Consider the following 13,073-nt stretch of genomic DNA (forward strand, 5'->3'; position numbering starts at 1 on the left):
GGAGCCCATGAGCCTGCCCTTCTACGAGCAGTTGCTGGCCTTAGACGGGCCCCTTATTCAGGGGTTTCTGGTGCTGTTTTTTGCCTTGTTGCTGGCGCGATTGGCGCCGCTGCCCCAGGCTTTTCAACCTCTGGCCTGGTTGAGCCACCTGGCCAAGTCACTGGCCGCCAAGGTCAAACGGGGCGACAGAGACGAAAGGCAACAACTGATTGCCGGCTCTCTGGCCATTTTGCTGCTGGTGCTGCCATTTTGGTTAATCATCACCTTCCTGCTGGAACTGGCGGCATTCCCCTGGTTCTTTGAGTTTTTGATCCTCTATCTATGTCTCAACGATGCCTGTTTCATTCAGGAAGCCGAAGAGATATACCAGGCCCTCAGGCGGGGAGACAAACCGGCCGCCAGAGAGTTGCTCTCCCCCTGGGTCGCCCGCGACACTGCCGAACTATCCGAGGCTGGCATCGCCAAGGCTACCATAGAAAAGCTGGTGACCACTCCCATTCACGGCACTGTTACTGTGGTGTTTTTCTTCTGCCTCGCCGGCGCGCCCATGGTGCTGTTGGTGAGAATGTTAAAACAGCTGGAGCAAAGCTGGTGGTGTCTGGATCCACAATACCGTTTCTTCGGTCGGCCCGTGTTTCTGGTCAATCAGGTGCTGCTGTATATCCCGGCGCAGCTGTGGCGTTTTACCCTGGCGATTCAGGGCGGCCCCCAGGCACTGAAACTGCTTTGGCAAACACCTCACAGCCGCTTTCCCATCGGCTTTAACTTCCAGGTGGCAACTATGGCGGCGTATGTATTGATGACAGAGCTTGGCGGACCACAAAAGTATTCCGGCATCAAGGTTCAGGTGGAGAAAGTGGGCCCGGGCCCAGTGCCGGATCACAAGACCATTCCCAAGGCGATTTCACTGACATTTCGCACCTTCGCCATCTGGTTTGCTTTCGTCGTATTGTTACCTCTGATTTGGGTTTTGTTACGTTATTCACAAACGCTTTAAATTATTCATTTTCTCCTTATAATGCCTTCATTCCCCGCTTGCCACTGAGAAAACTGCCGTGCTGGACAATATGCATATCTCTTTGACGACCCCGGCACTGCTGTTTCCGGCCATTTCCCTGCTACTGCTGGCCTATACCAACAGATTTTTCTCGCTGGCCGCCTTGATCCGTACCCTGAGTGGCGGTGATAAACCCGTTGCTGCCGAACAGCTGAAAAACCTGCGCCGCCGCATCGTTATCATCCGCCGCATGCAGGAGGCCGGCGTCACCAGCTTCGCCCTGTGCGTGCTGTGTATGATTTTTATCTATCTTGGCTTCAATACCACAGGTTCGGTGATTTTCGGCGCCAGTTTGCTGTTACTGCTGTATTCCTTGATCCTGTCGGTGATTGAAATCCGTATCTCGGTTGATGCCCTCAACATTCATCTCAAAGAGATGAGCTAATGACGCTGTGGGTCTATAGCCTGGATCTATTTGGTACAGCCGTATTCGCCCTTTCCGGCGCTCTGGCTGCCGGCCGACACAGGATGGATCCATTCGGTGTTTTGGTGCTGGCAGCGGTCACCGCCATCGGCGGCGGCACCCTCAGAGACACAATTCTGGGCGCTCCGGTATTCTGGCTTCATGACCACAACTATCTCTACGTGATACTGCTGACCGTGGTGTTGACCTTGATTCTGGTACGCCGGCCCTGGCGTTTGCCCCCATCGAGCCTTGCCATAGCCGATGCCGTCGGCCTGGCACTCTTTACCGTTATCGGCACCCAGAAGGCTCTGACAATGGAATACGGCGGCATGATAGCCGTAGTCATGGGCTTGATCACCGGAGTGGGAGGAGGCATTATTCGGGATCTGCTTTGCCGCCGGATCCCCATGGTGCTGCGTACCGAAATCTACGCCACGGCATCTATTCTGGGCGGTCTGGTGTACACCTGCAGCCTGCAGTTGAAACTCGAAGCCGAGGCGGCACTGATGCTGGCTTTTATCACAGCCTTGATAATGCGTCTGGCCGCCATACATTGGCACCTGTCGTTACCTGCGTTTGACTTGAAGACCAAGAGAGAATGATTGTGCGTTATTTGGGGTTGATCCTGGCATTGTTAAGCTCACCACTGCTGGCCAACAGCGGCGATATGCCGCCGGAGCAGCAGATGGCCGTGCGCTATATCCATGCCCTGACCACCCACGACTATGATGAGCTGGCAACCTTTTACAATCGAGACAGTGTCTTCAACGACAAAACCGCAGATCGCAAATACACGGGCGGCAGGCACATCATAGAGTTTCTGGAGCGGGCCCACCGCGGCGTGCTCGAGTATCAATTCAACATAGAGCACATGTTCAACTCTGGCTCTCTGGTGGTGATGATAGGCAACTATCACTACAAGGGTCCGGGAGAGCAATTCGGCAAACCGGGCAAAATCATAGACATCGCCATTCCCGGAGTGACCACTCTAAAGCTGGATACCCTTAATCACAGGGTTAAAGAACATATGGATCTGATGGACTATCAGACCATGGCGGACCAACTCTCGGCTCAATAATCCTTGCCGGGAACCCGGCCTGTTTTTTACTGTCCAACCCTCTGAGTGCCAACAGCGAGATCAGGGTTCACTCTGATCCGAGAGGTAAAGATGAGTCGCTTATCCGTACTGGCTGCCCTGCCCCTGTGTTTCCCTTTGATGACTCAGGCCCAGGCAGCATTCAATGCCGAAGAAAAGTTTGAACCACCTCTGGTGGTTTCCTACGCTGCACAACCTGTAAACCGTTTCAATCAAAAGCTGTTGCAGGCGCAACATCAACAGGCTCCCTGGAGTCAAGATCCTGAAGGGATCAGCCGCCAATACTCAGGCTCGGCCTTTAAGTTCGTTCGCATCAGTCACTCTCACGGCAAGACCCTGACCTACAATGTCAGCACCCAGGAAGGGCATCCTCAGATGCTGCTTATTCTGGCGCTCGATAACAATGCCGGCGACTGGTCAGTGGAAAAAGCCGTGCTCAGTTGGCGCTGCCAGAACAAGGTCTACTTTGGTACCGACAACTGCAGCCCGCCTCACAAACACTGAGCCTGATACAGGCAAGAAAAAACCCGGCCGTGCCGGGTTTGATATTTTAAGGGCTAAAACAAGCGCTTAGATTGAAGTACTTTGGGCTCAGGCCAGTGTTACCTTGGCAAACTTACGCTTGCCGACCTGGAATACCGCGCATGTGCCGGCGTTCAGTACCAGCTTGCTGTCTTCAAGCTTGTCACCATCCATCTTCACCGCACCTTGTTTGATCATTCGCATGGCATCGGAGGTTGAACCAACCAGACCCGCCTCTTTCAACAGATTGGCAATCGCCAGTCCTTCACCGGCTTCCAGAGTCAGCTCGGGAATATCGTCCGGCATGGCACCCTTTTGGAAACGATTGATAAAGGCTTGATGGGCAGCCTCGGCAGCTTCTTCACTGTGGAAGCGACCGATAATCTCTTTCGCCAAGGCTATCTTGATATCCCTTGGGTTGGCACCGGCTTCGACATCGGCCTTGAACTGTTCAATTTCAGTCAGTGGACGGAAAGACAGCAGCTCCAAATAACGCCACATCAACTCATCTGAGATAGACATTATCTTACCGAACATCTCATCCGGAGCTTCGCTGACACCTATATAGTTGCCGGCAGACTTGGACATCTTCTTCACGCCGTCCAGCCCTTCCAGCAGTGGCATCATGATCACCGCCTGTGGCTTCATGCCCTCGGCTTTCTGCAACTCACGGCCCATCAGCAGGTTGAACTTCTGATCTGTACCGCCCAGTTCGACATCGGCATTCAGCGCCACTGAGTCATACCCCTGCAGCAATGGGTACATAAATTCGTGGATCGCTATTGATTGACCCGAGGCATAACGCTTCTTGAAGTCGTCGCGCTCCATCATGCGGGCCACTGTCTGACGGGAGGCCAGACGGATCATGCCGGCAGCGCCGAGATCTTCCAACCAGCTGGAGTTGAACTCAATCCTGGTCTTGGCAGGATCCAGAATCTTGAACACCTGTTCCTTATAGGTCTCGGCGTTGGCCAGCACCTGCTCACGGGTCAGTGGCGGGCGAGTGCTGTTCTTGCCACTCGGGTCGCCGACCATACCGGTAAAGTCACCGATGAGGAAGATAACCTCGTGTCCCAGGTCCTGGAACAGTCTGAGTTTGTTGAGAATTACGGTATGGCCAAGGTGAATGTCCGGCGCAGTCGGGTCAGCACCCAACTTGATTTTCAGTGGTCGACCTTCTTTCAGCTTTTCCAGCAGATCCGCTTCGAGCAAAATCTCGTCGGTACCACGTTTAATTTCCGCCATTATTTGTGCTAAATCAGCCATCTCGCCAACAACTCCCAAGGCTCTTCAAATTCAAAGAGACTTATGTTACTTGTTAGCCAGCCTAAATGAAAGTGTGTACACTAAGGCAATATGCCCAAGAATTAAGAAATTGGTATCGGGGTCGATGGCAAAGCTTATTACTCTCTTCAGACTGCTGCCCAGAAAGCATCAAATCCTGCTCAGTATTTTAACCACCATTACCTTGATAACCCTGTTGCTTCCTTCTGACGAAGCCGAGGCATCGAAAAACAGCGCCGGCCCGCAAACCCAGGTACGTTACCAAGTGCCACTGGCCTTTCGTACCCCCACCTCACCTACAGCCCAGCAAGTGGTTGAAAGCGGGCAACATCCGGATTCAGAAGCCGCCGCCGAGGCGCTGACAGAGAAACTCAATCAACAGGCAGAAGCCGCGCTTGAGGTTCCCGAACAAACCAGTCCGGCCATTGCCGAGCTGGAACACTTCGAGATTAAAAGCGGCGACACCCTGGCGGCACTCTTCAGCCGCGCCTCACTTACCGCCAGAGAAGTTCACGACATTACCCAACTGCCACTGGCAAAGAAAAACCTGCTGAAGATAATGCCAGGTGACGAAGTCGCCATAGGCAAAAACGCCGATGGCGAGCTGCAGGAGCTAAGATACCGCCTCGATGCCGTATCCACCCTGATAGTCCGCAAACAGGGCAAGAGTTATGAAGAAGAACTGGCAGTAAAAACCGTTGAGACCCGGGATAAATTCGCCCGTGCCAATATCAAGAGCAACTTCTGGAATGCCGGTGTCGAAGCCGGACTGACACCGGCGCAGATAATGCAACTGGCCACCATATTCGGCTGGGATGTCGACTTTGCCCTGGATATCCGCGAAGGTGACAGCTTTGCCCTCATGTATGAAGAAGAATATGCCGACGGCGAGTTTCTGCGTAACGGCAACATATTGGCCGCCGAATTTATCAACCAGGGCGAGCGTTACACTGCGGTAAGATACAAAGACGGTAACTACTACTCAGAGGAAGGCCGCAGCATGCGCAAGGCGTTTCTGCGCTCACCGGTTGACTTCAAGTATGTGAGTTCCAACTTCAACCCCCGCCGTCTGCATCCTGTTACCGGTCAGGTGAAGGCCCATCGCGGGGTAGATTATGTTGCCGCCATAGGCACTCCCATCAAAGCCGCCGGCAGCGGCCGGGTGGTCAAGGCCGGCTACAATCAATACAACGGTAACTATGTGTTTATCAAACACAACGAAACCTATACCACCAAATACCTGCACCTCAACAAGCGTAAGGTTAACCAGGGTGAAAGCGTCAAACAGGGACAGATCATAGGTACCCTAGGCCGTACAGGTCGGGTAACAGGCGCACATCTGCACTATGAGTTTATCGTCAACGGTGTACACAGAAATCCACGTACTGTGGATCTCCCCAAGGCTGAAGCTATTGCCAAGAGCGAACGTGTCGCCTTCCAACAACTCAGTAGCCAATTGATGGCCACTCTGCTGCGCAACAAACAAGTTCAGGTTGCGATGCAATAACAGGGACAGCATAGATGAATTCTGGATACTTTATTGGGCTGATGTCCGGCACCAGCATGGACGGCGTTGACGCCGTGTTGGTGGACTTCAGCAGTGGCCAACCCAAACTGCTTGGCCAACATACAGAGCCGTTACCCACCCATCTGTTCAAGGGCTTGCAACGTCTCTGCCAACCGGATACTGATGAAATCAATCGTTTGGGACGGCTGGACCGCACAGTAGGTAAGGTGTTTGCCAGCGCGGTCAAGCAACTGCTCGCCAACACTGGGGTGAGTAAGGAACAGGTCTGTGCCATCGGCAGTCATGGTCAGACAGTGCGCCATATGCCCAATCTGGAAGTGGGTTTTACCTTGCAGATTGGCGATCCCAACACTATCGCCGCCGAAACCGGCATAGATGTTATCGCCGATTTTCGCCGCAAGGATATCGCCCTCGGCGGCCAAGGCGCGCCGCTGGTGCCGGCATTCCACCAGCAGATATTTTCAAGCCCTGGCACCAACCGCATCATCCTCAATATTGGCGGCATAGCCAACATCACTTTCCTGCCCGCCGATAACCGGGAGATCCTTGGCTTTGATACCGGCCCGGGAAACACCCTGATAGACGCCTGGAGCCAGCAGATAAGACAACTGCCGTTCGATGAAGACGGTCTGTGGGCCGAAAGCGGCAACAGCTCGGCGGAATTTCTGGCACAACTGTTATCACACCCCTATTTCTCGCTGGATTACCCCAAGAGCACGGGCAGAGAGCTGTTCAACAACGCCTGGTTGGATCAACAACTGGCACTGTTCAGCCATCTGCCGGAAGAGGATATTCAATCGACACTCCTGGACCTCACCTGCCATAGCATTGCCAGGGACATAGCCAAGTTGAGCCCGGATGGCGAAATCTACGTCTGTGGCGGCGGTGCACTCAATGGCGCGTTGATGAAACGCCTCGGTGCCCAGTTGCCCAACCATAGCATAGCCACCACCTCTGTGCTGGGTATCGATCCCAAATGGGTGGAAGGCATAGCGTTTGCCTGGTTGGCGCTGCGCCACCATCAGGGGTTGCCGGCCAATCTGCCGGCGGTAACAGGTGCCAGCCGCGAAGCCGTACTCGGTGCCCGCTTCCCCGCTGCCTGACCCTTTCGATACAAGGTGCTGTAACAACAGCACCTTGACGTTAAACATCAGCCTTGTTTACCCCAAACCAACCTGAGCAACAGCGAATTTTCCAGCCTGTTAACCTTAACCTTCGCGTCCTCCAAACAGCTGATTTTTCTGACACAAATTGGCGCTTCAGCTCACATTGAACTAGTGTTCATCTGGCTATACTGCGCCGGTAATATTCGGGAGCTATCCTGAATACCCGCGAATTTGTGGGAAACACATCACTGCACAGGATGCAACAATGAAGATGACACAAAAAATGCTCGCCGAATTTCTCGGCACCCTCTGGTTGGTTCTTGGCGGTTGCGGCAGCGCCGTATTGGCAGCCGCCTTTCCTGAGCTGGGGATCGGCTTTGTCGGGGTTGCCCTCGCCTTTGGTTTAACCGTGCTGACCATGGCATTTGCCATTGGCCACATTTCAGGTTGCCACCTCAACCCGGCAGTCTCTTTCGGACTCTGGGCCGGCGGCCGCTTTCCTGCTGCCGAGCTACTGCCTTATATCGTCTCCCAGGTGGCAGGGGCCATTGTCGGCGCCGCCATTCTCTATGTGATAGCCTCGGGTCAGGACGGATTCTCTCTGAGCGCCGGCTTTGCCTCTAACGGCTTTGGCGAGCACTCTCCCGGGGGTTACAGCCTGACGGCCGTGCTGGTTTGTGAACTGGTCATGACACTGTTCTTTCTGCTGATCATTCTCGGTGCCACTGACAAGCGAGCTCCAGCTGGTTTTGCTCCCATCGCCATAGGCCTTGGGCTGACACTTATCCACCTTATCAGTATCCCTGTGTCCAACACCTCGGTGAATCCGGCCCGCAGCACAGGACCGGCACTGTTTGTCGGTGATTGGGCCCTGAGTCAGCTATGGCTGTTTTGGGTTGCGCCTATTGCCGGTGCAATCATTGCGGGACTCATCTACCGCGCCTTTGAGAATCCATCCGAGTAAATAGTCTGGATAGTCAAAAAATCGATTGCGCCCTGCGGGGCGCTTTTTCTTGCCCGCAAGCGGTGTTAACATGCCGTCAATTTTTGGCCGGGCGCAGTGCCGCGGCCACCGAGATGAGATGTCACCATGAGCAAGAAACAAACCCAGGCCCAGTTCGCCGGTATGACTCCGGAAGGCCGCTACGACTTTCTGGTAGAGCAGGTCAAAGAGCATAAAGAGCTATGGGTACTACAGGACAATGACGGCTGCGTGATGCTGACCACGGATGATGAAGACTGTATTCCGGTTTGGCCCAGTGAAGAGACGGCGTCCCTGTGGGCCGTGGATGATTGGCAGGATTGTCGGCCGCTGTCCATCGGCCTGGCCGAGTGGCTGGAGCGCTGGGTGCCAGGTATGGAAGATGACGAACTCTATGTTGCCGTCTTCCCTATGCTGGAAGATCTCGGCGTGGTTATTCCACCACATGAGCTGGAGCAGCGACTGGCGCCCAAGACGCGTCACTGAGTCAATAGAGCACAAGGAGCGCCGTAAGATGAGCCAAGCCGCCACTGAAAGCTACGCCATTCCCAAACGCCTGCTGTTACTGATGCTGCTTTATATTGCCGCCTCGGTCAGTGGCCTGATTGCCGGTCAGGGTGTCGTCTTTTGTCTGCTGACGCTGATCATGGTGTTGGCGGTATTGGCGCGCCATCAGGCAGGCTTATGGGCACTGCGCTTCTATACCTTGGCGCAGCTCGCGCTGGTGAGTTTCCTGCCCTATATTCTGGATCAGGGCGACAGTGTGGCCACAGGGCCCAATACCCTCAATATCGCCGGAATGGAACTCAAGGCTCCGGACTGGGCCATTTTCGGCTTTCTGATAGGCTTTTGCATGCTGCAGGTATGGATAGCCTTTACTCCTAAGGTCAAAGCCTTCTTCAAGCGTAAGATGAACTTCAACCTGATGCAGTAACCGGCCTTGCGCCCACAAAAAAAGCCGTCCAATGGGACGGCTTTTTGCTGCTTTCGCTCTCGGTTATACCGAGAAGCTGGCGCCACAACCACAGGTCGTGGTGGCGTTGGGGTTTTTGACGAAGAAACGCGAGCCTTCCAGCCCTGAGGTGTAATCTACTTCACCGCCGACAAGATATTGCAGGCTCATGGGATCAACGACCAGCTGTACCCCTTGTTTTTCCACGGTGAAATCGCCTTCATTCACTTTTTCATCAAAGGTGAAGCCATACTGAAAACCTGAGCAGCCGCCGCCCGTGACATAGACCCGCAGCTTCAGCGCACTGTTCTGTTCTTCTTCCAGCAAGGCCTTGACCTTGGTTGCCGCCGCATCGGTAAACTGGATGGGCATAGCTGATTCAGCTTGTTCAGTCATTACTACCTCTTACATCTGTTTGCTGTGGCAGATTATCTGTTACCTGACTGTTTTGTTCAAGTATTATGCCGGGATCTTTTTCGCCCTCCAGCAACTCCGGCAGGCTGAAACTTTGTTCGGTTTCGGCGCCTTTGCTCCAGCGGCTGGCAGGCACGACGACCTTGGCCTTCATCTGCTGTAACTCGAACCCTTCAGGCAGGGTAAATTCCGCTTCCAGTACCTGAAAGTACTTGAAGTTAAATGCCAACTTGGTGTCCACCAGTTTAGCTAAATTCAGTTCGACTTGCTTGCCCTCTTGCATGCCAATGAGAAGTATCTCACTTCTTCCCTTGAGCGCCTGTTTGCGCTTTTGCAACTGGGTCAGTATCAGCTTGAGACGGTATTGCCCTGGGCCCGCCAACGGCATCAGTTCCAAACCATGGATAGCCACACCTTCGGCGTTATGCTCCGGCGCCATGATACTGCGGTAGAAGGCCAGCTCACGTTCCAGCTCCTTCTGTTTCTTATGCTGCTTGTTGAACAGCTGCTGCATCTCCTCATTGGCCTCCTTGGCCAGGCTCAGCTCCAGATTACGGCTCGCCAGCAGCTGTGCTTGTTCCTGCAGTTGTCCCTGCAAGCGTTTCTTTTTACCGTCATTTTGTTGCAGCTGGACTTCACCTGGCGGGATAAAAAAGTGATAGCTGAGCAGTCCGGTCAGAAAGGCCACCATGACCAAGAGCAACAAATACAGACTGGATGGACGAATATTTCGCTCCATCACTTGCAGGCGATCGAGCCAGCGATGATAATTTGCCATTAACTAACAGCCCCTTATATAAAAATTTCCATCTTAGGTACTAAGATTTCACATCAGGCTTCGGAAAGCAGCAGTGCAGGCAAGATTCAGAAAGTTCAAACTTGAGGCGCGAAAGTATCTGCGCCACCAGATGAGAGACAAGCTGTCCCAAACGAGGATCAGTATTCAACTGTGTCTGCTGGCCCTGTTGTTTGCGCTGATGGCCTCGGCTGTCATCATACTGTTTCGCCTGCTGCTGCAATGGGCCAATCATTTTACCCAAACACAGGAATGGGATTTTACGGGCTCAATCGGTGACTGGCGAGTCCTGTTACCACTTTTTGGGGCTTTTTTGATCTGGCTGGTAGCCAGGTTTGGCTCCAAACGCTACAAGCGGATGGGTATAGCCTATGTGCTGCACAGGGTGAAACTGCATTATGGCAAGATCCCGCTGCAGTCGGCACCGGGGCAGTTTTTTCAGGCGCTGTTTGCGCTGGCGAGTAACTTCTCGGTTGGTCGTGAAGGCCCGGCCATTCATCTGGGGGCGGTCACCGCCTCGGTATTGGCGGAAAAATTCAAGCTGCCGGACAACAGTGTGCGCATCATGTGTGCCAGTGGCATAGCCGCCGGGATAGCCGCCACCTTCAACGCGCCCCTGGCCGCCGTGGTATTTGTCCTCGAAGTGGTGCTCAGGGAATACAAGGTGCAATACTTCTTCCCCATCATGCTGTCGGCCATCTGCGGCGCCGTATCCAGCCAGGTGGTGTTCGGTAATATCCACGAGTTTGATGCCATCAAGGTCAGCCATATTCCACTGGATCAATACCCGCTGCTGGCCCTCGGCGGTATAGTGCTGGGGGTCGCCGCGGCCCTATTCAATCACAGCCTTATTCAGGTGACCGAGCGCGGCCAACACTGGCCCTTGATTGTCCGCCTGTTGCTGGCAGGTGTTATCACCACTCTGATAGGACTGGTACTGCCCCAGGCTCTGGGCAGCGGTGAAATGGCCATAGGACTGGCGGTCAGCGACAACCCGGCCATCTGGTTTTTGCTGGCGGTATTGCTGGCCAAGATTATCGCGACCATTGCCGCCATCGGCCTTGGGATCCCGGGAGGGATCATAGGTCCACTCTACGGCATAGGCGCCTTGGGCGGCGCCATTCTAGCTCAGGCGACCGCACTGCTGTTTCCCTCGGTGGCCCCCTATGCAGGGCTCTATACTGTTATCGGCATGACCGCCATGATGGGGGTTTGTCTCAGCGCACCACTCGCCGCCCTGGTGGCGCTACTGGAGATGACCAACGATGCCTCCATCATACTGCCCGGAATGATAGTGGCCGTGCCCGCCTACCTCATCGCCTATCAGGGGCTGAATGCCAAATCCATATTCTTTCGTCAGTTGGACATCATGGGCCTGGGTTACAAGGTGGCCCCGGTTAACCTGGGATTGCAGAAACTCGGGGTACGCGCTCTGATGGACAGGCGCATAGTGATAGTCAACAACAATGACGAGCTGTTGCTGGAGGTGATGAAACGCGCCCAGGGCAGGCCCGTGCTTGTCAGAGATGCCGAAGGGCAGATTGCCATGCTGGATCTGCAGATGCCTTCGTTTGACACTGACACCAGCCTGACCCAGCACAGGATCCAGGGGCTACCCGACTCGGCCACCCTCAACGAGGTGTACGAAATTCTGGCGCCGAAACGTGCCGGTGAAGTCTATATCTATCAGGATACACCGGAGAATATCGTCGGGGTGATCAGTTGGTCTAACCTGCAGCAGGAAATCCGTGCCGGAGAAGTGTAATTTCAATCATGGGTCATTTTCATAGCCGTCACCTTCTGTTATAGTTGCGCCTCAGCCAAACCCTACATAACCCATGGGTCCAGACCTCAGTGTCAGTACCCAATTGCATTGGAAACCAAGGCTGATGAACCAGTTCCAGGGATCACATATCCTCTCCGTAAACCAGTTAGATCTGGACGCCATTCAAACCATTTTCACCGTAGCCCAAAAGATGACCCCATACGCACTGCGCGAAAAGCGTACCAAGGTGCTGGATGGTGCTATTCTCGGCAATCTGTTTTTTGAACCCAGTACCCGTACCCGGGTCAGCTTCGGCTGCGCCTTCAACCTGCTTGGCGGCCGGGTCGCTGAAACGGTCGGCATGGCTTCCTCGTCGCTGTCCAAGGGGGAGTCCCTCTACGATACCGCCAGGGTGTTGTCCAGCTACTCGGACGTGATTGCCATGCGCCACCCCGAGTCCTATTCGGTACGCGAATTTGCCGAAGGCAGCCGGGTGCCTGTGATTAACGGCGGCGATGGTGCCAACGAACATCCAACCCAGGCGCTGCTGGATCTGTTCACCATACAGAAAGAGCTGCACAGCAAAGGCTTAGGCATAGACGGCATGCATATCGCCATGGTGGGCGATCTCAAATACGGCCGCACGGTGCACTCGCTGTCGCGTCTTCTGTGCATGTACAAGAACATCAGCTTCACCCTGATCTCCCCTGCCGAGCTGGCAATGCCTGACTATGTGATCGCCGACATTGAAAATGCCGGGCATAAGATCACAATAACAGACCAACTGGAAGGCAATTTAGATCAGGCTGATATACTCTATCTGACGCGCATTCAGGAAGAGCGCTTCCCCTCGCAGGAGGAAGCCGATAAGTATCGTGGCAAGTTCCGTTTGAACAGCGCCATATACACCAAAAATTGTAAGTCCAATACAGTGATCATGCATCCATTGCCTCGGGACTCCAGGCTGCAGGCCAATGAGCTGGACAATGATCTTAACAACCATCCCAACCTGGCTATCTTCCGTCAGGCCGACAATGGCTTGTTGATCCGCATGGCACTGTTTGCCCTGACACTCGGGGTGGACAATCAGTTGGAAAAATACGAGTGTCCGGTTAACTGGTATTCACGCAAGGCCGATCGCTAGAGAGCGGCCACTGACTTTAAG

General features: G+C 54.1%; 15 protein-coding genes. 12 read left to right on the forward strand and 3 right to left on the reverse strand.

The annotated features are described in order from the left end of the window. Window positions 1-7: 7 nt before the first annotated feature. The 5 genes from ACWAU4_RS16160 (at window position 8) to ACWAU4_RS16180 (ending at window position 3,063) form a co-directional block, all read left to right on the forward strand. Window positions 8-997, forward strand: coding sequence for a cobalamin biosynthesis protein CobD/CbiB (locus ACWAU4_RS16160; RefSeq protein WP_044734956.1), 990 nt, complete (start codon window positions 8-10; stop codon window positions 995-997). A 70-nt stretch (window positions 998-1,067) separates the two neighbouring features. Beyond that, window positions 1,068-1,442 carry a DUF2721 domain-containing protein gene (locus ACWAU4_RS16165; protein ID WP_025010535.1) on the forward strand — a complete coding sequence of 125 codons (375 nt, stop codon included), beginning with the start codon at window positions 1,068-1,070 and terminating at the stop codon, window positions 1,440-1,442. Continuing rightward, window positions 1,442-2,065 (forward strand): trimeric intracellular cation channel family protein, encoded by a 624-nt coding sequence (locus tag ACWAU4_RS16170; RefSeq protein WP_208124985.1) that lies wholly within the window; start codon window positions 1,442-1,444, stop codon window positions 2,063-2,065. Before ACWAU4_RS16165 ends, ACWAU4_RS16170 begins: the two co-directional genes overlap by 1 nt. A gap of 2 nt (window positions 2,066-2,067) precedes the next feature. Continuing rightward, window positions 2,068-2,541, forward strand: coding sequence for a nuclear transport factor 2 family protein (locus tag ACWAU4_RS16175; protein WP_025010533.1), 474 nt, complete (start codon window positions 2,068-2,070; stop codon window positions 2,539-2,541). 90 nt (window positions 2,542-2,631) lie between these two features. Beyond that, window positions 2,632-3,063 carry a hypothetical protein gene (locus ACWAU4_RS16180; RefSeq protein ID WP_025010532.1) on the forward strand — a complete coding sequence of 144 codons (432 nt, stop codon included), beginning with the start codon at window positions 2,632-2,634 and terminating at the stop codon, window positions 3,061-3,063. Between the two features lie 87 nt (window positions 3,064-3,150). Here ACWAU4_RS16180 and tyrS read toward each other — a convergent pair whose 3' ends face one another. Next, on the reverse strand, window positions 3,151-4,347 hold the full coding sequence (gene tyrS / locus ACWAU4_RS16185; protein WP_025010531.1) for a tyrosine--tRNA ligase: 1,197 nt from the start codon (window positions 4,345-4,347) through the stop codon (window positions 3,151-3,153). Window positions 4,348-4,471: 124 nt separating this feature from the next. Between tyrS and ACWAU4_RS16190 the strand changes: the two genes are divergently transcribed. From ACWAU4_RS16190 to ACWAU4_RS16210, 5 genes are all read left to right on the forward strand, one after another. Continuing rightward, the gene (locus tag ACWAU4_RS16190; protein ID WP_025010530.1) at window positions 4,472-5,872 is read left to right on the forward strand and encodes a peptidoglycan DD-metalloendopeptidase family protein; all 1,401 of its coding nucleotides are present in this window, start codon (window positions 4,472-4,474) and stop codon (window positions 5,870-5,872) included. A gap of 14 nt (window positions 5,873-5,886) precedes the next feature. Continuing rightward, complete coding sequence (locus tag ACWAU4_RS16195) at window positions 5,887-6,996, forward strand: anhydro-N-acetylmuramic acid kinase (RefSeq protein WP_208124986.1); 1,110 nt, start codon at window positions 5,887-5,889, stop codon at window positions 6,994-6,996. 268 nt (window positions 6,997-7,264) lie between these two features. Continuing rightward, window positions 7,265-7,963 (forward strand): aquaporin Z, encoded by a 699-nt coding sequence (gene aqpZ, locus ACWAU4_RS16200; RefSeq protein ID WP_028779766.1) that lies wholly within the window; start codon window positions 7,265-7,267, stop codon window positions 7,961-7,963. Window positions 7,964-8,089: 126 nt separating this feature from the next. Beyond that, on the forward strand, window positions 8,090-8,467 hold the full coding sequence (locus ACWAU4_RS16205) for a DUF2750 domain-containing protein (RefSeq protein WP_025010527.1): 378 nt from the start codon (window positions 8,090-8,092) through the stop codon (window positions 8,465-8,467). Window positions 8,468-8,495: 28 nt separating this feature from the next. Next, window positions 8,496-8,915, forward strand: coding sequence for a hypothetical protein (locus ACWAU4_RS16210; protein ID WP_028779765.1), 420 nt, complete (start codon window positions 8,496-8,498; stop codon window positions 8,913-8,915). Window positions 8,916-8,978: 63 nt separating this feature from the next. On the opposite strand, the gene erpA is transcribed toward ACWAU4_RS16210, so the two are convergent. Both erpA and ACWAU4_RS16220 read right to left on the reverse strand, forming a co-directional pair. Next, complete coding sequence (erpA, locus tag ACWAU4_RS16215; RefSeq protein WP_025010525.1) at window positions 8,979-9,329, reverse strand: iron-sulfur cluster insertion protein ErpA; 351 nt, start codon at window positions 9,327-9,329, stop codon at window positions 8,979-8,981. Continuing rightward, window positions 9,322-10,125: a DUF6776 family protein gene (locus ACWAU4_RS16220; protein ID WP_025010524.1), complete on the reverse strand. Its 804-nt coding sequence runs from the start codon at window positions 10,123-10,125 to the stop codon at window positions 9,322-9,324. The genes erpA and ACWAU4_RS16220 overlap by 8 nt, the downstream gene beginning before the upstream one ends. A 130-nt stretch (window positions 10,126-10,255) precedes the next feature. Between ACWAU4_RS16220 and ACWAU4_RS16225 the strand changes: the two genes are divergently transcribed. After that, the gene (locus ACWAU4_RS16225) at window positions 10,256-11,908 is read left to right on the forward strand and encodes a chloride channel protein (RefSeq protein ID WP_081782932.1); all 1,653 of its coding nucleotides are present in this window, start codon (window positions 10,256-10,258) and stop codon (window positions 11,906-11,908) included. A 124-nt stretch (window positions 11,909-12,032) separates the two neighbouring features. Continuing rightward, window positions 12,033-13,052 (forward strand): aspartate carbamoyltransferase, encoded by a 1,020-nt coding sequence (locus ACWAU4_RS16230; protein ID WP_025010522.1) that lies wholly within the window; start codon window positions 12,033-12,035, stop codon window positions 13,050-13,052. Window positions 13,053-13,073 lie beyond the last annotated feature (21 nt).

Source organism: Shewanella sp. FeAMO, from assembly GCF_053653955.1.

Coding starts and splice junctions, on each gene's coding strand:
- ACWAU4_RS16195 (WP_208124986.1), top strand. CDS start 5,887: ATGAATTCTGGATACTTTATTGGGCTGATGTCCGGCACCAGCATGGAC.
- ACWAU4_RS16160 (WP_044734956.1), top strand. CDS start 8: ATGAGCCTGCCCTTCTACGAGCAGTTGCTGGCCTTAGACGGGCCCCTT.
- erpA (WP_025010525.1), bottom strand. CDS start 9,329: ATGACTGAACAAGCTGAATCAGCTATGCCCATCCAGTTTACCGATGCG.
- ACWAU4_RS16225 (WP_081782932.1), top strand. CDS start 10,256: ATGAGAGACAAGCTGTCCCAAACGAGGATCAGTATTCAACTGTGTCTG.
- ACWAU4_RS16210 (WP_028779765.1), top strand. CDS start 8,496: ATGAGCCAAGCCGCCACTGAAAGCTACGCCATTCCCAAACGCCTGCTG.
- ACWAU4_RS16180 (WP_025010532.1), top strand. CDS start 2,632: ATGAGTCGCTTATCCGTACTGGCTGCCCTGCCCCTGTGTTTCCCTTTG.
- ACWAU4_RS16170 (WP_208124985.1), top strand. CDS start 1,442: ATGACGCTGTGGGTCTATAGCCTGGATCTATTTGGTACAGCCGTATTC.
- aqpZ (WP_028779766.1), top strand. CDS start 7,265: ATGAAGATGACACAAAAAATGCTCGCCGAATTTCTCGGCACCCTCTGG.
- ACWAU4_RS16230 (WP_025010522.1), top strand. CDS start 12,033: ATGAACCAGTTCCAGGGATCACATATCCTCTCCGTAAACCAGTTAGAT.
- ACWAU4_RS16205 (WP_025010527.1), top strand. CDS start 8,090: ATGAGCAAGAAACAAACCCAGGCCCAGTTCGCCGGTATGACTCCGGAA.
- ACWAU4_RS16165 (WP_025010535.1), top strand. CDS start 1,068: ATGCATATCTCTTTGACGACCCCGGCACTGCTGTTTCCGGCCATTTCC.
- ACWAU4_RS16220 (WP_025010524.1), bottom strand. CDS start 10,125: ATGGCAAATTATCATCGCTGGCTCGATCGCCTGCAAGTGATGGAGCGA.
- tyrS (WP_025010531.1), bottom strand. CDS start 4,347: ATGGCTGATTTAGCACAAATAATGGCGGAAATTAAACGTGGTACCGAC.
- ACWAU4_RS16190 (WP_025010530.1), top strand. CDS start 4,472: ATGGCAAAGCTTATTACTCTCTTCAGACTGCTGCCCAGAAAGCATCAA.